Raw genomic sequence first — 20,178 nt, 5'->3', positions numbered from 1 at the left:
GTTATGTTCATTGGCTTGAGGAGATGATGTTATGTTGACTATTTTAGGCTTTTTAGAATTACTCTAACCAAATATGTAAAGTTTTGTATCGAGATTCAACATTTCTGCACGGATGCTAACTCTATCTTCAGGATGGAGCAGCTGGGAAAATTTTTCCCAAGCGCCCTGACTCAAATCAAAGTTCGTGGGGGAGACACCAAACAGTTCATACATCCGCTCATCCCAAACTAGGGAGTCGTTGAGCAAATCTAAGTCCCAAATGCCAATTTGTGCCGATTTCACTGCCAAATTTAAGCGATCTGACAGGCTGCGCAGTTGTTCTTGTGCTTGTTTGCGGACAGTAATATCACGAGCCATACCGCGATAGCCGCGAAATTGTTTATTTACATCAAAAATTGGCACAGCATTTGTTTCTAAAGTAATTAATCTTCCATCTTTATGGCGGTTAATATTTTCTAAGCATTGAAAGGGAGCTTTCTGTGAGACGAATTTCCTTAACTCGTTCAAGACTCTTTCTGCTTCTTGAGGTGGCATTAAATCAAAGGGAGTTTTGCCTAAAACTTCCTCTGGGGCATATCCTAATATCTGAATAATTTGCGGACTCACATAAGTATAAACGCTCGCTTCATTCACTTCCCACACCCAATCACTAGATGTTTCTACTAAATTTTGGAAGCGTTCTTTGCTTTGTTTTAAGTCAGCTGTGCGTTGGGCAACTTGGGCTTCTAAAGTCTGATTTTGTAATGCTAAAACTTGTAATAAGCGATCGCGTTCTTGTTCTGCTTGTTTTCTGCGATTAATATTCGTAATTGTGCCCACATAACCGATGAATGTTCCATCTGGATGCTTTTCGGGAACAGCTTGCCCAAATACCCAGGTTTCCACGCCATCCGGGCGAACAAACCGATATTCTAAACCAAAAGTTTCGCCTGTTTGGACTAGGTGCTGCCATTGGGCTATGACGAGCTCGCAATCTTCTGAGTGCAGAGCTTGTTTCCAGCCATCCGCTACAGCTTCTGCAAGCGTCAAACCGGTGATTTCACACCAGTGTTCGTTGACATACAAGCAATTTCCCGCAATGTCGGTGCGATAAATGCCCACGGGGGCTGATGCTGCTAGGGTTGCATAGCGGCGTTCGCTTTGTTGTAAAGCCTGCTCAATTTCCTTGCGTTCTGTAATATCTTCATAGCTAGCGACGATGGCGATAATCTCATCATCAGAGTTATGTAATGGTATTTTGTTAGTGCGCAACCACCTGTGAAGGTTGCCAGATTTGGTAAATGGTTCTTCAATATTAAACTTAGGTTGACCAGATGCCATGACTAGGCGATCGTCTGCTTGATACAGTGCAGCTTGCTCTCGCCAAACCATATCAAAATCTGTTTTGCCAATAATTTCTGCTGTGGAAGTTAGCCCCGCATCTAAAAGTAACTGGCGATTGCAGCCTAAGTAACGGCAGTTTTTATCTTTCCAAAAGATAGCTATTGGTAAGCTATCCATGACAACTTGTAAAAGAATTTGACTTTCCTGCAGGGCTTTTTCTACCTTTTTGCGTTCGCTAATATTATGAGAACAACCGAGTAGGCGAATGATGTTACCTTGGTTGTCTCGCATGACTGAAAGCCGCAAGTTAATATATATCTCTTCTCCTGTTTTAGTGCGATTTCGCACCTCAGTTGCATGAGTGCCATTTTGGAATAGCGGCTCCATTACCTGTGTTGACAGTTGCTCTAAATCTTCAGGAAAGTAAAGTAAACTAACTGGCTGCCCTATAACTTCAGTTGTTGTATAACCAAAAAGTTTCGCTGCACCTTGATTCCAAGTTTGAATGATGCCATTGATATCTGTAGAAACTACCGCATCATGAATTTCATTGAGAATTTGGGCTTGGAGTTGCAAGGTGGCTTCTGCTTGTTTGCGTGCGGAAATATCCCGTCCTTCAGGAATTAGCATCACTACTTTTCCCGATTCATCCTTGAGGGGACGTAGAGAAAAGTCTATGGTGGTTATTTGCTCCCCAGCACCTAATATATCTACTTCATAGCGGATAAATTCACCTTGGGCAGCCAGTGCGATCGCTTGTTTTAATCTTTGCTGAGTTGCTGGGGAAATTTTCCACCAGTAAGCTTCCCAAAAAGGTTGATTAATAATCTCTTCTCGTTTAATACCGCCAAAGTTTAAAGCTGTTTGGTTGGCTTCGAGTAAAATTCCCTCAGTTGTCAGCAGTCCGGTAAACTGAAAACTATTATTAAAAATTGCCTGGAATCGGCGATCGCTAGCTTGCAATTCCTGGCTTCGTACTTGTACTTTCTCTTCTAAAGATTTATTGAGAATTTGCAAATTTTCATATAGTTCTGCTTGTTGAATCGCTACAGCTAAATGTATAGATAGTTGTTCGAGGATACTGAGTTCATGTTTCTGCCATTCGCGAGTTGTGCTGCACTGATGAGCTATCAGCAATCCCCACAGTACCTGAGTATTTGATTCTCTGACTTCTCCTAGATTTTGACGGTGCATCAAAATGGGTACAACTAGATTCGCCTTCACCCCAAATTGTTCTAGTAAGTGAATATGACAGTCTGTTAATCCCGCATTGTAAATATCTGCAATTGCCCGAATTTTGCCACCTAAATAAGCTACGCCCTGATTTTCGCTAAAGCAAATGTCTTGAATTTGAGAGTTAAGGGCAGCTTTCCATAGTGGTAGTACTGACTCGGCAACAATTGTACCATTCATTTGCGAGTCAAATTGGTAGACGATCGCTCTATCTGCTTTGAGAAGTTCTCTTACCTCTTGCACGGCTATGGAGAGAATTGCTTGTAAACCGAGAAACTGGCGAATTCGCAGCAAAATTCTGGCTAATAATAGTTGTTGTTGCTCTTGTATTTTGATTTGCTGCTGCAGAAGGGTTTTCTCTAATGTGGAATGCACCGTTTGGCAAAATTCCGTACATGTGAGTTTATCTTTAGCTAAATATTCTGCCGCACCCAACTTGATAGCTTGAGCCGCGATCGCTTCATCTCCCTGCCCTGTTAACATAATTACTGGCACTGGCAAACTCTCATATTGCCACTGCAACTGCTCAAGAAATGCCAAACCATCCATATCTGGCAGTTGATAGTCTAAAATTATTAAGTCTGGTTGGTTTTGGGCTAAGTATTTTCTCGCTGCTATTACCGTATCAATCTCAACTATATTATAAGTGGCAAGTAGATCCTGATTTAAGTAACGGCAGTAAAGGGATCTATCTTCTGGTGAATTCTCCAAAAGCAAAATTGTGTAATGAGAAATTGCCATAGATGAGATTGACAGCTAGTGATACTTAATTATACTTACCTGTCCGATTTTGTCCCTGATATAGCTGTTGACGGTTGACGGTTGACTGTTGACTGTTGACGGTTGACTGTTGACTGTTGACGGTTGACGGTTGACGGTTGACGGTTGACGGTTGACGGTTGACGGTTGACGGTTGACTTCTTAATTACTTGCATCTAAAAGCTGTTGAATCAGGGCTGCAAGTTGCTGGAGTTTGACTGGTTTGCAGAGATATTCGTTAGCACCACCAGCTAAACATTGTTCTCGATCGCCAGGCATAGCTAAGGCTGTCAAGGCAATGATAGGAATATTTACACAGTGAGAATCTGCACGAATTTGTTTAATTGCTTCTAAGCCATCAACTCCTGGCATTTGTATATCCATTAAAATTAAATTGGGGGATTGGCTTTTGCTTAGGGCGATCGCTTCTTGACCGGTTTTTGCTAAAATCAGGCGGTAACCTACCGCTTCTAAATAACCAGAGAAGGTCAAAATATTAGCTTCGTTATCTTCTGCTAGCAATATTAGGGGTGAATCTTTTGCTGTAGCGATGAGGGTAGAATTTAGCTCGGATGATAGCGATTGCACTGAATCAGCTACCTCAGAGATATTGCCACAGGGTAAATCAACGCTAAAGCAACTACCTATACCAGGTTCGCTGCTAACTCCTACTTTACCGCCATGTATTTCCACCAGTCGCTTAACGAGAACTAACCCTAAACCAGTACCGTTATATTGACGATTTAACGCACTATCAATTTGGATAAAAGGTTGAAATAATTTATTGAGGTTTTTGGGCGCGATGCCAATACCTGTATCAATGACAGCAATGCGAATAAAATTTTGCGCTGATGTCATCTCTGCTGCTTGCGCCAATTTTTGATGGGTAACTTCTAAGGTAATGCGCCCGCCTTCTGGGGTAAATTTTACGGCATTATTGAGTAAATTAATCAAAACTTGGCGAATTCGGCGTTCATCTACCATTAACTTTGGTAAATGGGGTTGAATATTTACTTCCAGTTGAATGCGTTTTTGTAAGGCTTGCTGTTTAATAAATGTCAAACTTGCTTGGCATAGGGGACTGATAGCTATTTGGGTATAGTGTAACTCTAGTTGACCGGCTTCAATTTTCGATAAATCGAGGATATCGTTGATTAATTCTAATAAATGCTTACCACTGCGTTCAATGGTTTGCAAACTCCGTCTTTGTTTATCGTTGATCACGCCAAATACTTCTTCCTGTAATGCTTCCGATAAGCCAAGAATTGCATTCAGAGGGGTGCGGAGTTCGTGACTCATGGTAGCGAGAAATTCATCTTTGAGCCGAGTAGCGCGAGCAAGTTCTGCATTAGAAGTTGCTAGTTGTTGATTGGTTTGTTGTAGTTGGATTTCTGCTAATTTGCGCTCGCTAATATCATAGGCAATACCGATTAGCCTTTGGATTTGCCCTTGAGAATCGCGTTGCACCAGCCCATAGGCTTTGAGAGTGCGAATTTTACCATCGGCTAAGATAATTCTAACCTCCGTCTCTAGTTCTCCATCTCCAGCAATTACCTGTTGAATAGTAGTTTTGAGGGCAACTGTATCATCAGGATGAAACAGCTGTTCCAGTTTTGCCTCAGCTCCCTGACTGATATCAAAATTCTCAGGGGAAACACCAAAAAGTTCATACATTCGCTCATCCCAAAGTATGGAATCGTTGAGCAAATCCCAATCCCATATCCCAATTTTGGCAGATGTAACTGCTAATTTTAGGCGATCTGATAAGTTACGTAATTGAATTTCTGCTTCCTGTAACTGAGCTTGCGAGCGTTTGCGGGCTGTGATATCCCGATCCATACCGCGATAACCGCGAAATTGTCCATCGGCATCAAAAATGGGTACAGCGCTGGTTTCTAAAATAATTAATCTGCCATCTTTATGACAATTAGTATTTTCTAAGCATTGAAAGGGAGCTTGCACTGAGACAAATTTCATAAACTCGTTCAAGACTCTTTCGGCTTCTTGAGGTGGCATTAAATCAAAGGGAGTTTTACCTAAAACTTCCTCTGGATAATATCCCAAAATATTAATAATTTGCGGACTCACATAGGTATAAACGCCCGATTCATTCACTTCCCATACCCAATCACTAGATGTTTCTACCAGATTGCGGAAGCGGTTTTCACTTTGTTGTAATTCGGCGGTGCGTCGGGCAACTTCTTGCTCTAAAGTTTGATTTTGTAATGCTAAAATTTGTAGTAGGCGATCGCGTTCTTGTTCTGTTTGTTTGCGCTTGGTAATATCTTCGGCTATAGCACCAATGCGGTAAATTTTCCCTGTTCTATCTTGAATTGGGAAACATCGACCCCAAATCCAGCGAATTGAGCCATCAGGACGAATAATCCGGTACTCTTCACTGAAAAATCCCTGTCCCGCCGTGGCTTGATAGGTTGCTTCAATCCGGGGAACATCATCTGGGTGCAGCGCATCCTGCCAAGAGTTAGGACTAGCTAACAAACTGTCACAACTTCGTCCCCAGACTTCCTCATAGATGGGGTTGACATACAGTAACTCGCCAGAGTCAATCTGCCGCAATAACATGACTTGGTGACTATTTTCTGCAAATTGGCGAAATTTCTCTTCACTATCTCGCAGAGCATTCTCGGCTTGTTTGCGTTCGGTGATGTTTTGCGTCATCAGGATACCTGCAATCACATTACCCTGTTCGTCGCGCACGGGTATATAATGGGTTAAATACAGAGACTCTTGATAAGGAACTTCGGCAATTACTGTTTCACCAGCCAGTGCTTTGTATAACATGGGTGCGATAATTTCGCATGTTTCTGGTGGAAAGATTTCCCACACCGTTTTTCCTTCCATGTCTGACTTGTTAAAACCTGCTCGCGCTAGTTCTAAGCCTCCTACTAGCACGTATCGCAAGTCGCGATCGTACAGCACAAATGCGCCATTGGGAAAGTTATCTACCAGAGTGCGGTAAAGGTTTTGACTGTGCCGTAAAGCCGCTTCGGCTTTTTTGCTACGATTTATATTAGTAATTGTACCGATATAACCGATGACAGTGCCGTCGGGGTTTTTTTCGGGAACAGCTTGCCCAAATACCCAATTTTCCAAGCCATCCGGGCGCAAAAACCGATATTCTAGGCTAAAAGTTTCCTCTGTTTGGATGAGATGATGCCATTGGGCTGCAACTATATCTCGGTCTTCTGGGTGTAAAGCTACAGCCCATCCTTGGCCTGCTGCTTGTTGAGGAGTCAAACCCGTATTTTCACACCAGACATGGTTAACATACAGACAATTTCCTTGAGCATCGGTGCGGAAAATACCTACAGGTGCGGATGCGGCTAGGGTGGCGTAACGGCGTTCGCTTTCTTGTAAAGCTTGCTCAATTGCCTTGCGTTCTGTAATATCTTCATAGCTACCTAAAATGCCGATAATTTCTCCATCAGGCCTGTGTAGTGGGACTTTATTGGTGCGTAACCACCTGTGAAGATTACCGCTTTTGGTAATTGGTTCTTCAATATTAAACTTTGGCTGACGAGATTCCATGACAAGGCGATCGTCGGCTTGATAAATTGGGGCTTGTTCTTGCCAAACCATCTCAAAATCTGTTTTACCAAAAATTTCTGCTGTTGAAGTTAGTCCCGCATCTATCAAAAACTGACGATTGCAACCCAAGTAACGATAGTTCTGATCTTTCCAAAAGATAGACATGGGTAAGCTATCCATAATCACGCGCAAGAGAATTTGATTTTCTTGCAGTGCTTGTTCGGCATTTTTCTGAATAATTTCGTGGCGTTTGGCTGCGGTGATATCTCTTGCAGCCCAAATTACTGTTTCTGCGGAAATTGGTGAAACTTTAGCATGAAACCACAGATCTTGATTACCAATATGTAAGCTGTATTCGCATTCTTTTGTTGCTTGTGTAGCTAGAGTTTCTCCAATCAAACTGACAAACTGCTCTGCAAGGTGATGGGGTAAAATTTCATGGGCTGTTTTCCCAATTAATTCTTCAGGGGGGAGGTAAAGCTTATCCGCACCAGTAGGCGCTATTTTCAGATAACGCCCTTGTTTATCTACTACCAAAATTACATCAACCATTGCATTAAACAACCCTCGCAGTTCAGCTTCCGAGGCTTTGAGGGCGGCTAATGCTTCTTGACGTTCCTTTTCTAGGCGCTTTTTCTCATTCATCTCTCGCTCTTCAGGAATTAGCCCCACAGAGTTCAAATTTTGCACATTTTCATACATCTGTGCCTGTTGAATAGCTACAGCTAAATGCACAGATAATTGTGTGAGTAAATCGAGTTCATGTGTCTGCCATTGACGAGTTGCGCGGCAATGGTGAACAATCAATAATCCCCACAAGACTGGAGAGAAATCGCCATTGCTTTCATACTTCAGTAAAATCGGCACCACCAAATGAGCTTTAACATGAAATTTCTCTAACAATTCCAGATGACAAGCTGTTAGTTCAGCAGCCTGAATATCAGGAATTGCCCAAATGTCACTGTTAGTATTAGCTATTCGCTGATGTTCTTGCCAGCAAATATCTTGAATTTGATTGTTGAGGCCGCTTTGCGACTGTGGTAATATAGAGTCGGATATGACGGTGTCTTTGATTGAAGCGTTTAATTGACACAATAACACCCGATCGACTTGGAGAAATTCTCGTAACTCGTTAACGGTTGTTGTGAGAAGTTCCTCTAACTGTAAACATTGATGGATGCGCTGTAAGGTTCTGGCTAAAAACTGTTGTTGTTGGGCTTGAACTTTTAGTTGCTGTTTAAGATGGGTTTTTTCCAATGTGAAATGCAGCGTTTGACACAGCTTTGCACTGGTGAGTTGACTTTTTTCTAAAAATTCTGAAGCTAGATATTGTGTTGCGCCAGATGCGATCGCCTCATTTGCCAAATCTGCTAAAATAATCGCGGGAATTTGAGAGTCATCAAATTGCTCCCGTAACTGCTGCAAAAATTCTAAACCACCTATATCCGGTAGTTGTTCGTTAAGCAAAATTAAGTCTGGCTGGTTTTGTCTCAGCTGTGCCCATGCTGCTATTCCTGACTCAGCCTCGATTACATTATATGTAGCAAGTAAATCCTGATTTAAGTACTTGCGGTATATTGAGCGATTCTCTGGTGAATCCTCCAGAATCAAGATTGAGTAATGGGACGTTGCCATACATGATAGTGTCTATCTAAATTACAGGTAAATTGCTTTACTTGTCTTATCTGTGATTTCAATGCAGCTAGAGCGATCGCTTCTCATATGCATTATCAGCATCACATCTTCATGAAATCCTACTAAGGGGAGATTTTTTAGTTTATCTTGTTCATTATTAAATTGAAAGACATTTTTATCACATTGATTTTTCCTACCTAAATTAGGTAAGTGCATAATTTCATGTATATATAATGACTCTAATGTTTTTCTCTGGCAAGTTCTTATTGTTTGTTTTCCGAAAGAAATACAGCAAGTCAACCTCAGTTTTTCTACTAAATGACAAGGTATAAATTATTAATTAATATAGGTAATTATTTCCGCATTCGTCATCAATAGTAGGTTGTTTTGGGGACTTACAAGTAAAAAATATTCCTGAAGCGATTGTTGACGGTTGACGGTTGACGGTTGACTGTTGACGGTTGACTGTTGACTGTTGACTGTTGACAGACTTAAAAACCTTTTATTGCCAGGGTTTTATTTTAGCTTGATGTCTTAATCTATCTGGCTACAGCTATACCAATTTAAAAAAAGAATGCGACAGATGGTAAGGGCATGGCACATTGGTGTCAACTTACAGCAGTTTTCACCTATTTGAACCACATCTGTCGTAGTAGGGGCACGGCACCAGTAAAATTATTGTATGTGCCAAAAGATTGTCTATGCCGTGCCCCTACAGTGTGGTCTATTTACCTGAAAATAGCTGTAACGTGAAACCCTCATCAGGACTTGATTTTACCTCAAATCTTCTACCATCCAGATCCGCGTTACCCCACCCCAGTTTTGTCTAAAGCCAAAACTTCCCCTCCCCGTTTACGGGGAGGGGTTAGGGGAGGGGTAAAAAGCTTGTGGGGTAAGCGTTTGAATTTAAGTTTACACCAATGGGCACTGCCATGCCCTCTAATACCAATTCTCTGTAAACTTGCACTTAATACTTGCTTCTTTTCTCTTGGCGTACTTGGCACGGCAGTTGCTTCAAGTCGGCAAAGCCGCCCAACGCACTGCCTCGTCTTGGCGGTTCATTAAATAAATATTAAGTGCATCATCATAGTGAATTGGTATAAAATATATTGATATACCGCAAAAACTATTTAAATTGGGATGATTTACTCTAGGTTGAAAAACGCAACCCAACATCAAATACCTTCTTGTATTAGGTTCAAAAAATTTTTTCAACTCATGATGAAAATTTCACAGCCCATTACCAATTAAAATAAAAGGTGCCCAATAGAAGGGATGACTAAATTCATTGGTAGCATTAGCAATTAACTGACTATTACTTTTATTTTGCTTATTTGCTGAATAATTACCGGATATTAAAGCTATTTGGGCTTTTTGTAAGGCTTCGGCTTTTGTTAATTTACCCAATTTTAATTCTTGATAAAATACATTCATCAAAGCCTGTGTACCGCCATCAGATACAGGCCATAATGAAGCAATAGATGCCTTGGCTCCTGTTAGTTGAATTTGATATCCTAAACCAAGAATTTCTTGTCCATTGCCTAATTTTTCTCCTAATGCTGTTTGACAAGCACTTAAAACGACTAAATCAACATTGGGTAAAGACCAATTTTCGATATCCCGTAAAGTAACATGTTCGCCATCACCAAATAAAATAAAAGAATCTTCAGGACTCCCTTTAACTAAATATCCATGAGTTGCCAAATGGACAATTTTATAATCGTTCATTTGGGGAATTGTTGCTGTTGGACTAAATAGTTTATCTAAGATTATTTTAGTTCCAGGAATTGTTTTAGCTAAGGTTTCTACTTCAGTTTTAGCAAATTGTAATCCTTGAAAAACTTCGGCGCGATTGGCTAGTTTGACTGTATAATCGCCTTGGGTAAAAGCTGCTGCTAAAACGTTAATATTTTTCGGGGGTTTGTTGTCAAATTTGGTGAGACTTGCAGATGTAATGTTATTGACTACAAATCTTTGTGCTAGCCATTCTTTTCCATCAAATAATCCAGCTAAGGGAACGTATCTTAATTGTCCATCGGGAGCATAAATAATTGTTTTTGCATCGGCTTGTTTAAGTTCATTTTCTATAGGTTGAATTAGCCAGCTATATAATTTAAGTGCTGGCTGTTTGATATTATTACGAGGTACTTGGATTTTTTGCCGATATTCTTCAATTGTTTGCTCTAACTCTTGTTTTTTTACGGCTACTGTACGATGAATCGGTGGTGTGTCTGCTGTAACAATGACTAATTCTAACCTATCTTCTAAAACTAAGGGATAAAGGAGAATAGCTTTGTTATTTAACTGGCGTAAATTATCCCGCAGTGAATTTAGTTGGCGTAAACTGAGGTTTTCTTGACTTGATGTTGTAGATAATTGCTGAGTTAAAGCAACTACAGCTGGACTTTTGATAAATTTGTTAAATTCGGCGGTAGCTTGTTGCTCAAGTTGTACTAGTTCGGCGATGCGCTTTTCTTGTGTTGAGGTGCGTTCTTTAGGATTAATTTTGCGGAGAGTAGTAAGTTCTTTACCTAAGAGAATTACTTTATCTTGAATGGCGCTATATTTTTGCGATATTTCTTGTTCTTGCGGTTTTAAGGGTAAGTTTTGTACTGGCTGAGAAGCACGATTAGCTGTTATTGTTTGATTACTCCCACGATTATTACCCAGAAAATCTTGCACTTCCTGAATTTTCAGTAAATCTAAAACTTGTTGCGCTTCAGCTGAACGGTTTTGCTTGAGTAATAAATCAGCTAATCGGCGGTACCTTTCCGAGACTGTTTCTGTATAGGATTTTTGAATATCTGTAGGAACAACGCGCAAATTTTGGCGGATAGTTTCGGTAAGATTAACTGATTGTTTGTAGAATGCGATCGCTAATTGTGGTTGATTTTGTTGGGCTAACACATCCCCTAAATACTTCAGTGTAGCAGCTTCGCTGACTTTATCGCTCACTTCCCGGTGTATAGCTAAAGCTTGCTGATATAAGCTGGTAGCTTTTTCATACTGCTGTTGCTGCTGGTAAATTTGTCCGATATTGCTAAGGGTGACACCTTCGCCAGTGCGATCGCCTACTGTTTTATAATTAGTCAAAGCTTGCTGATTTGACTCGATAGCTTGGTTATATTTCCCGGTACTAGCGTAAACTCGCCCAATATTATTTAAGGTGACAGCAATTCCTTGGGGATATTTATTTTCTTGATAAATAGCTAAAGCCTGTTGATATAGCCTCAGTGCTTGTTCATTCTTACCTTGGCTAAAATAAATTTGCCCGATATTATTCAGGTTCAATGCTTCCCCTTGAAATTGAAACGAATCTTTACCAAAAGCATCGCCAACATTCGCGCGACTGCTAACTTGTTGTAAAGCTTGGGGATTTTGTCCGAGAGCATCGTAGAGTAATTTTATATCTTGTTTATTTGTACCTTTATATTCCCCAGTGCGGAATTTTTTGTAAATATTGGCAGATTTCTCCGCTAATTCTAAAGATTTTTGATATTGTCCCAAGCTAAAATAAGCGCCTGCAAGATTATTTAAAATTGCTGCTTCTGTACCATAAAAGCAAGTCGATTTTTGTTGATAACAAAAGTCTTGAATCGGAGTTAAAGCTTGTTGGTAAGCATCTAGCGCTTGAGTATAGTTACCCAAATTAATGTAAACAACACCAATATTATTTAAAGTCTCCGCACTACCAGCGCGATCGCTATTAGCGTTGTAAATTGCTAAACTTTGTTGATAAAGTTCTAAAGCCTTTTGATATTGACCCATCCTAAAATATACAGCCCCAGTATCCGCCAGCAGAATGCGTTGACTTGTAGGATAACTGGAATCTTTAGGGTTAGCAGCTTGCAGTTGTTTGAGAATAGTTAAAGTTGATTGATAAGCTTCAACTGCCTGGGGATATTGACCTAAATTGGTATATACTTCTCCTATATAGGACAAAGGTATCCATTCATTCTGGGTATCTCGTGCTTGTTTACGGATAGCTAAAGATTGTTGCAAAAACTCCAGCGCTTGAGAATATTTACCCTGACGCAGATAAACATAGCCGATATTGGTAAGGGCGTTAGCTTCCCCTGCTTTTGCATTGTATTTTTTGAAAATCGCCAACGCTTGCTGGAACATTTCTAACCCAGCTTGCAAATCCCCTAAACCAACTAAATCTTTATATACCATTCCTTCGCCATTACTATTTAAGGTAATCGCTTCGGTAATTTTTTCCTCAGCCGTTGGCGTTGGTGCTTGGGCAATAACTGATGCTGAATTATGAAAGAGTAAGGATGGTGCAAATAATGTTAGGAGGGCGCTAATAGTAATTAAACGTAGTAACATGAGTAAAATTTTATATGTAACTACTTAGGATAACTCTCGCAACCCTCTAGGTCAGGAAAATTTTAACAAAGTTTGATGATTAAATTAAAAAATATTATTTAAGCCTGTAATGCTTTAACGCATTTATTCACCACTGAACTGATTGTTTGTTTAATTTGATGGTTGCGGTTCCAGCGTTGGAAGGCTTTTTCGTATTCTTCGCCTTTAATAAGTAAGGTATTCCAGATATCTAAGCCTACGAGGAAGCCGCAAAATAATAGAATATATCGCGACCAAGTAAGACCGCCACCGCTCAGTAAATCTACTAAGATAAAGAAAACGTTGACAATGGCGTAATTTCCCAACCGCTTTTTTAATCTGCCTTGACGGTAGAGATTAAAGACTTGCCGACGTTGGACTTCGCTTTGTTGCGATCGCCAATCTCGTTCTGCTAATTTGAGAATATCTGGTGATATTTCTAACTCTCCAGCGATTTCTAGCAACTCATTGTAAGAAAATTCTCTATTTATATTTTCCGCATGACTAGCGATCGCTAATTGCAAAATTTGCTGTACATCTTCTTGGCTATAAGAACGGATACTGTTTGGTTCAAATGCTGTCATAGTTCTTACTCTGAGTATCAGTTTTAATAATTATTTAAGTAGGGTGGTGCAATTAAATATAGTTAGCAAGGGCTGTCATTAGTCATTGGTCATTGGTCATTGGTCATTGGTCATTTGTTAGGGTTTCTAGCCTATACTGCTTAGTAGGAGTTATCCAGCTATGCCAGCATCATTACTACTATTTTCATTATTTCTAGATTAACAAATCTAGCTATTGTCGGTGGTAGGAATTTATCTTTTCGCCTGTAACGGCTTTGTCACCCACCCTGAGCGGAGTCGAAGGGCTAATAATCAAAGTTTACTTCAGTAGACTCAAGATTTTAAAGATATTTAGTCATCTTTAGATGACTTTGGTTATTAGCAAGGAACTTCAGTTCCTTGCGGTAACCGGGTTGGGCGATATATTTGGGTTAGCGATCGCTATTTTCGTCATAATTACTTAGTAAGGGTGCGCAAATAAGTAAGTTGACGTAAACAATAAATCTATGCAAAATCGCTACCGAGTTTACATCCGTCGCTTGTTAATTGCGGCTGTTGCCACTTTATTATTATCACCCGCACTTTTCTACGGATTTTTGTGTCTGTTTCGCCCATCCCGCACTGATGAACAGCAGGTATTGTTTCAAGGTATTGTTTATCAGCGTCGGGCTATTTCCCAACCGCGCCCTGTGACAATGCATATTGTCACGGTTGATTTAACAGCACCGGGGATTAAACCTTTCGTCACGCCGGGAAATCCCCATAAAGGGAGAAGAAAAACCTTCGCCCGCACTACTTCGGCATTTCTCCAAGAATTTCAGCTGCAATTGGCGGTAAATGGTAGTTACTTTCACCAGTTTTATGAAAAAACTCCTTGGGATTACTATCCCCATAGCGGCGATCCTACTCGTCCTTTAGGGGAATCTATTTCTAATGGACTGCGCTATTCTCAATCACAATCGGATAAGGCGGTGATTTGCTTTGGTAAAAATAATCTGGCGCAAATTATCGCTAATGGTAAATGTCCTCAAGATACTATTCAGGGAATTGCTGGGCAAGAAATGTTCGTTGCTGGTGGTAAGACTGTGACTGCGCAAATTTCGGAAAATAAACCTTATCCCCGGTTAGCAGCTGCAATCAACCGAGAGGGTAATAAACTTTGGTTAATTGCTGTCGATGGTAAACAGCCTTTTTATAGTGAAGGTTTAACTTTGACTGAGTTGGCGCAAACTGCGATCGCTTTAGGTGCAGATAATGCAGTTAATTTAGATGGTGGCGGTTCTGTAACTTTAGTTATGGATAAAATGAATAAATCTCAGGTATTAAATGCTCCCATTCATACCAGAATACCGATGCGGGAACGTCCGGTTAGCAATCACTTGGGTTTTTATGCTTTGCCAGTAGATGTTAAAACCTCTACATCGAAATAACCGCACTTTAAAGGACGGACACCTCTACTGCGAGAAAGATTAAAATAAATTTACATTTCGTTACACTAAAGACATCGAGAAAAATAACGTTGACTGTTGACGGTTGACGGTTGACTGTTAAGAGAGATTTTCTCGAGATTGGCTCAAATCAAAGGTGAACGACATGAATGGAACAATTCGCGTTGGTAATCTCTTCGGGATTCCCTTTTATATCCATCCATCATGGTTTTTAGTTCTGGGTTTAGTAACTTGGACTTATAGTAGCGGACTGATGGGACAATTTCCCCAATTATCTGGGGGGCTAGCTTTAATCTTAGGATTGATGACAGCGCTGTTGTTATTCGCCTCTGTCGTCGCCCACGAATTAGGACATAGCTTCGTCGCCCTGCGTCAAGGAATTGATGTCAAATCCATCACCTTATTTATCTTTGGTGGTTTAGCTAGCTTAGAAAAGGAATCAGAAACTCCTGGTGAGGCTTTTTGGGTAGCGATCGCGGGGCCGTTGGTTAGTATACTGATATTTGCTGTAACTACAGTAGTTGGTTATGCGACCGCCGCCACAGGGCCAGCCGCCGCGATTCTTGGTGTGATAGCTGCGGTTAACTTAGCTTTAGCGCTATTTAACTTAATTCCTGGCTTACCTTTAGATGGCGGGAATATACTGAAAGCTTTAGTTTGGAAAATCACAGGCAATCCTTATAAAGGTGTCACATTTGCCAGCCGAGTTGGACAGATATTTGGTTGGATTGCGATCGCCTCTGGTTTAATTCCCTTACTATTAGTTGGCAGCTTTGCTAACGTTTGGAACTTGTTAATTGGTTTCTTCTTGTTGCAAAATGCTGGAAATGCAGCACAATACGCCAGAGTTCAGGAAAAACTCACAGGTTTAACAGCCGAAGATGCAGTTACTCCTAATAGCCCGATAGTTTCTGCGAATCTCACCTTGAGAGAATTTGCTGATGAAAGAATTATGACTGGTGAAAGCTGGCATCGCTTCCTAGTTACCGATGATAACGGACAATTAGTAGGCGCGATCGCTGCCAATGATTTACGCACCATCCCCACAACAGAATGGTCACAAACGCAAATTAAACAAGTAATGCGACCGATTGCTGAATCTACCACAGTCCAATCTGACAAACCGTTAACAGAAGTAGTTCAGCTACTGGAACAGCAAAAATTATCTGCACTAACTGTAATTCGTGAAAACGGCGTACTCGTCGGAATTTTAGAAAAAGCAGCGATTATTCAACTACTACAACGCAGGTCTGAATTAAATCCTGCATAACCTGTCAACCTCAAATACTCCTTCTCGAACCTCCCTCAGCAAAGCTGGGGGAATTTTTTGCGCTTTGCGCGTCATTAGTCATTGGTCATTTGTCAATTGTTCAATATAAAAATCTATGCATTTTAATGACAACTAATTAGCTGCACGTAATATCAAGTAAGATTTCTCATACGAGAATAATCGTTGAGTGTATCTCTCTATGTCTAAACCCTTGTCTCCTCCCTCCAGCAAACCTGCAAGTCCTTTCTTCTCCTCTGGCCCTTGTTCCAAGCGTCCTGGCTGGTCTGTGTCGCAGCTAGAAAACGCCTGTGTCGGACGTTCCCACCGTTCCAAAGATGGTAAAGCCAAAATCAGCGATGTCATTGAACGTTCTAAAAAAATTCTCGGCGTTCCGGCTGATTACCGCTTGGGTATCGTTCCTGCTTCCGATACAGGCGCAGTAGAAATGGCTTTGTGGTCGCTTTTGGGAAGCAGACCCCTAGATATCTTGGCTTGGGAAAGTTTCGGTCAGGAATGGGTGAAAGATGTCACAGATGAGTTAAAGTTACCTGATACTCGCTTGATTAAAGCACCCTACGGCAGTTTGCCAGATTTAAGCTCTGTTGATTTTAGTCATGATGTTGTCTTTTTGTGGAATGGTACCACATCCGGCGTGCGCGTCCCCAACGGCGACTGGATTAAAGACGATCGCGAAGGCTTAACTATTTGCGATGCGACATCCGCAGTATTTGCGATGGATATACCCTGGAGTAAATTAGATGTTGTCACTTACTCTTGGCAAAAAGTATTAGGTGGCGAAGCACAGCATGGCGTAATTGTCCTTTCTCCCCGCGCTGTGGAACGTTTGGAAAGTTATAAACCAGCTTGGCCTTTACCTAAGTTATTTAGAATGACCCAAAAAGGTAAGCTGATTGAAGGTATTTTCAAAGGAGATACCATCAACACCCCATCGATGTTGTGTGTGGAAGATGCTTTAGATAGTTTAATTTGGGCGGAAAGTATTGGCGGACTTCCCGGTTTAATTAATCGTAGCGAAGCTAATTTAAAAGCGATCGCGCAATGGGTAGAAAGTAGCGATTGGGCAGATTTTTTAGCAGAAACTCCAGAAACTCGCTCTTGTACCTCAATTTGCTTGAAAATTGTCGATTCTTGGTTTACCAGCCAAACACCAGAAGCACAAGCTAAATGTGCATCTGAATTAGCTAAGTTGCTGGAGAAGGAAAAAGTGGCTTACGATATCGCCCCCTATCGCGCCGCACCTCCAGGTTTGCGCATTTGGGGAGGCGCAACAGTTGAAACCGCAGACATCGAAGCATTGCTTCCTTGGTTAGACTGGGCTTACAGCACAGTTAAAGCTGAATTGATGTCTTTAGTTTAATATGCTCAGGGGCGTTGGTTGAGCAAAGTCAAAGCCAACGGCCCCGAAAATTCTTAAAAGCGTGGCTGATTGAGATGGAAATTTAAACGCAAAGTATCGCTAAGGTAAGCACAAAGGTACGCGGAGAATGAGTTGCGATTTGATATATATTACAAAACGCCTATAAATTTGAACCCCCTACCAATGACAAATGACAAATGACAAATGACAAATGACAAATGACAAATGACAAATGACAAATGACAAATGACAAATGACAAATGACAAATGACAAATGACAAATGACCTATAATCAACCAACATCGAAGCTAATTGACAAGGTAGCGGTATCAGAATTACTTATCGGCGTAGCTTGCTGAACAACAATCCCACCGCGCACATCTGTTAAATCGCTCAATAAATCGCCCATTATCTCATCTGCACCTCTGGTTTCACCTCTTAATATTAATGTGCCGCGATCGCGCTTTTGTTCTCTGGCTAAAGCTGATAATGTCTTGACTGCATTCTTTAAGGGTTTTTTACTGATGATAATTAACGCTTCTCCTGTACCTTTATCAATCGCTTGGATGGGATTACCAACATTGACAGTTTTATTTGCGGGTAATACCATTGACTCCTCAGCTACAGCCCATTCATAAGGAAATACAACTAATAAATCACCAGTAGAATCAAATAGCAAAATCGCAAAATGAACGGGAGTTGATTCGTTATTTGTGACGCTGAACTGAAACTGTTTTTTTAAAATCACCTTGCGAGAATAGATTTCCTCTGCATTTCCCCGATTATTAAGGTGGCGTTTCGTTGCAGTTCTGGCTACCATTTTCCCAGGTTCATCAAGTAAATATATTCCCGCTTCTACATCCAAGGCTGAAGAGTTGCTATTGAGGGTTTTTTTGATAATACTCGCTGCTAGCATTGACTTCAATTTTGGATTTAATCTTTTTACCGCATCTTCTACTGTTTCGCTAGCATTCCCAAAAGATTCTAATACTAGTTCCCCACCTTCAGTAAATAAACACAAACTATTTACATCTGGTAACTTAGTGAGGGATTGCTCCTGCAATTTTTGGCGATAAGCAGGTGTGATGCGACTGAAAATATATTGCACGCCATTGGGATAAGGTGGGTTTTGCTTTTGGGGTGCGATCGCTTGAATTCGATTGATAGATTCTAGTGCTTGCTTCGCTTTATTAATATCTTTACCCAAAGATAGATCTAAACCAATATTTAACTTTAAATTTTTGGGGACTATGCGTGTTAATTCTTGTAGCAACATTCCCGATTTTAAAGCAGTAACATTATCTTTTTTGATCAGTTTTGCTTCCGCTTTTAAACCGCGACGCGGAGAAACTAACTCTACTTCTCCAGAGACTTCACCCTGTTGATTCACAATTGCAAAAGTAGCCTTTTCTCTAAAGGTGTCTAAACTTTCCTGATCTACTCCCCCTAACCACAAAGTCGCTTTATCGCCATTACCTTGAATAATTACGGCATCAGTTGGGGGAATTCTGTTATTAATAAAATATACTGGCTGATTTGCTTGCCCATCAACTCGCGGAGTCTGCCTGTAGACTGAGTTTAGCACCGGAGTAACTTGCGCGATCGCACTACCTACATTACCAGGTTGTTGCCATAAATATTGCGTTAATAAGTAAGTAAATGCACCAGCATGAAAATCACCAAAACTAGCATCAGCCGCCACTTGATCTCCTTGCGCTGAGGCTAAAACTACACCCTTACGCTGATTATCTCTACGCCTTCTCGCTAATTCTTCGGCATTAATATTCAGCCGTTTCATCAAATCTTTTTGATAAGCAATTTCTTCCTCCGATACTTTTCTATCATTATTCAGAGTCGAACGGATAACTAAATTTCCCCTTGTTCCACCACCAGAATAACAACTATCTAATACTACCGTTACATTCTCTGTATTTAAAGCCGAAACTAGCAAAAATAAAGTCCGCCCCGTAATATCTCTAGCTAGAGGCTCATTGCCAACATCTGCTGTCACTAAAGTACTATTATAATCATCATCATTTACCGTACTCCCGTCAAATTCAGCCAGACGAGAACCATGTCCAGAAAAGTGGAAAACTACCACATCCCCTGGTTTAGCTTGTTTAATTAAATGGTTTTCAAATTTTTCTAAAATATTCTTACGAGTAGGTGGTTCATCTTCTGGATCGCTGGTTAATCTCATAATATCATTAGGATTAAAACCAAAGCGATGAATTAATAATTCTTGCTGTAAATCTACATCGGTAATACAGCCATAAAGATTACTCCTTTCCAGCTTAGGATAATTATTAACCCCCACTAATAACGCCAGCTTCCGTCCTGTATCCTGGGCTAAAACTTGTCCATAGCGATTTCCTTTTTGCCAAATATCAAACTGGCTCAAACCTAAAGTAGCTAAAGTTGAGGTAGAGAATTGTAAAAAATGACGACGTTTCATAATAACTATGTTCTTTCTTGCAATGCAATTTGTTTTACAGACAATTGGTATAAGTAGGGTGTGTTAAGGCTGTGAAAAAATTTCGGAACTTAAGAGAGTGAGAATTAGCCGTAACGCACCATCTTTCTCGGTGCTAAACTGACTAGAACTTAAGGCTTACTTGCTAAATCATCTCTCATAGCAGTAGGTGTAAGTAAGTCGGTGGAAGAAAACCA

10 protein-coding genes are annotated in these 20,178 nt (G+C 40.7%); 3 read left to right on the top strand and 7 right to left on the bottom strand.

The genetic code is table 11. The features are described from left to right. Positions 1-63: 63 nt before the first annotated feature. The 6 genes from H6G08_RS31830 to H6G08_RS31805 form a co-directional block, all read right to left on the bottom strand. Positions 64-3,297 carry a PAS domain S-box protein gene (locus H6G08_RS31830; protein WP_190550489.1) on the bottom strand — a complete coding sequence of 1,078 codons (3,234 nt, stop codon included), beginning with the start codon at positions 3,295-3,297 and terminating at the stop codon, positions 64-66. Between the two features lie 35 nt (positions 3,298-3,332). Continuing rightward, positions 3,333-3,491, bottom strand: coding sequence for a hypothetical protein (locus H6G08_RS31825; protein WP_190550488.1), 159 nt, complete (start codon positions 3,489-3,491; stop codon positions 3,333-3,335). Further along, entirely contained in the window at positions 3,478-8,499 is a 5,022-nt protein-coding gene (locus H6G08_RS31820; protein WP_190550487.1) for a PAS domain S-box protein, read from the bottom strand. The genes H6G08_RS31825 and H6G08_RS31820 overlap by 14 nt, the downstream gene beginning before the upstream one ends. Positions 8,500-8,520: 21 nt before the next feature. Further along, the gene (locus tag H6G08_RS31815; protein WP_190550486.1) at positions 8,521-8,715 is read right to left on the bottom strand and encodes a hypothetical protein; all 195 of its coding nucleotides are present in this window, start codon (positions 8,713-8,715) and stop codon (positions 8,521-8,523) included. Positions 8,716-9,729: 1,014 nt separating this feature from the next. Further along, complete coding sequence (locus tag H6G08_RS31810) at positions 9,730-12,831, bottom strand: CHAT domain-containing protein (protein ID WP_190550485.1); 3,102 nt, start codon at positions 12,829-12,831, stop codon at positions 9,730-9,732. A 98-nt stretch (positions 12,832-12,929) separates the two neighbouring features. Continuing rightward, positions 12,930-13,433 (bottom strand): 2TM domain-containing protein, encoded by a 504-nt coding sequence (locus H6G08_RS31805; protein ID WP_190550484.1) that lies wholly within the window; start codon positions 13,431-13,433, stop codon positions 12,930-12,932. A 485-nt stretch (positions 13,434-13,918) separates the two neighbouring features. On the opposite strand from H6G08_RS31805, the gene H6G08_RS31800 reads away from it, so the two are divergent. From H6G08_RS31800 to H6G08_RS31790, 3 genes are all read left to right on the top strand, one after another. Then, on the top strand, positions 13,919-14,842 hold the full coding sequence (locus H6G08_RS31800; protein ID WP_190550483.1) for a phosphodiester glycosidase family protein: 924 nt from the start codon (positions 13,919-13,921) through the stop codon (positions 14,840-14,842). A 163-nt stretch (positions 14,843-15,005) separates the two neighbouring features. Beyond that, on the top strand, positions 15,006-16,130 hold the full coding sequence (locus tag H6G08_RS31795; RefSeq protein WP_190550478.1) for a site-2 protease family protein: 1,125 nt from the start codon (positions 15,006-15,008) through the stop codon (positions 16,128-16,130). A gap of 199 nt (positions 16,131-16,329) precedes the next feature. Continuing rightward, positions 16,330-17,508: a phosphoserine transaminase gene (locus H6G08_RS31790; protein WP_190550475.1), complete on the top strand. Its 1,179-nt coding sequence runs from the start codon at positions 16,330-16,332 to the stop codon at positions 17,506-17,508. A gap of 292 nt (positions 17,509-17,800) precedes the next feature. On the opposite strand, the gene H6G08_RS31785 is transcribed toward H6G08_RS31790, so the two are convergent. Next, complete coding sequence (locus H6G08_RS31785; protein WP_199322818.1) at positions 17,801-19,963, bottom strand: caspase family protein; 2,163 nt, start codon at positions 19,961-19,963, stop codon at positions 17,801-17,803. Positions 19,964-20,178 lie beyond the last annotated feature (215 nt).

The organism is Calothrix anomala FACHB-343 (assembly GCF_014696435.1).
In the GTDB taxonomy this organism is placed as follows: domain Bacteria; phylum Cyanobacteriota; class Cyanobacteriia; order Cyanobacteriales; family Nostocaceae; genus Aulosira; species Aulosira anomala_A.
This window is presented reverse-complemented; position numbering and strand designations above follow the sequence as displayed.

Bases quoted from the DNA above. Each gene is read 5' to 3' on its own strand.
- H6G08_RS31830 (WP_190550489.1), bottom strand. From the start codon at position 3,297: ATGGCAATTTCTCATTACACAATTTTGCTTTTGGAGAATTCACCAGAA.
- H6G08_RS31825 (WP_190550488.1), bottom strand. From the start codon at position 3,491: ATGCAAGTAATTAAGAAGTCAACCGTCAACCGTCAACCGTCAACCGTC.
- H6G08_RS31820 (WP_190550487.1), bottom strand. From the start codon at position 8,499: ATGGCAACGTCCCATTACTCAATCTTGATTCTGGAGGATTCACCAGAG.
- H6G08_RS31815 (WP_190550486.1), bottom strand. From the start codon at position 8,715: ATGCACTTACCTAATTTAGGTAGGAAAAATCAATGTGATAAAAATGTC.
- H6G08_RS31810 (WP_190550485.1), bottom strand. From the start codon at position 12,831: ATGTTACTACGTTTAATTACTATTAGCGCCCTCCTAACATTATTTGCA.
- H6G08_RS31805 (WP_190550484.1), bottom strand. From the start codon at position 13,433: ATGACAGCATTTGAACCAAACAGTATCCGTTCTTATAGCCAAGAAGAT.
- H6G08_RS31800 (WP_190550483.1), top strand. From the start codon at position 13,919: ATGCAAAATCGCTACCGAGTTTACATCCGTCGCTTGTTAATTGCGGCT.
- H6G08_RS31795 (WP_190550478.1), top strand. From the start codon at position 15,006: ATGAATGGAACAATTCGCGTTGGTAATCTCTTCGGGATTCCCTTTTAT.
- H6G08_RS31790 (WP_190550475.1), top strand. From the start codon at position 16,330: ATGTCTAAACCCTTGTCTCCTCCCTCCAGCAAACCTGCAAGTCCTTTC.
- H6G08_RS31785 (WP_199322818.1), bottom strand. From the start codon at position 19,963: ATGAAACGTCGTCATTTTTTACAATTCTCTACCTCAACTTTAGCTACT.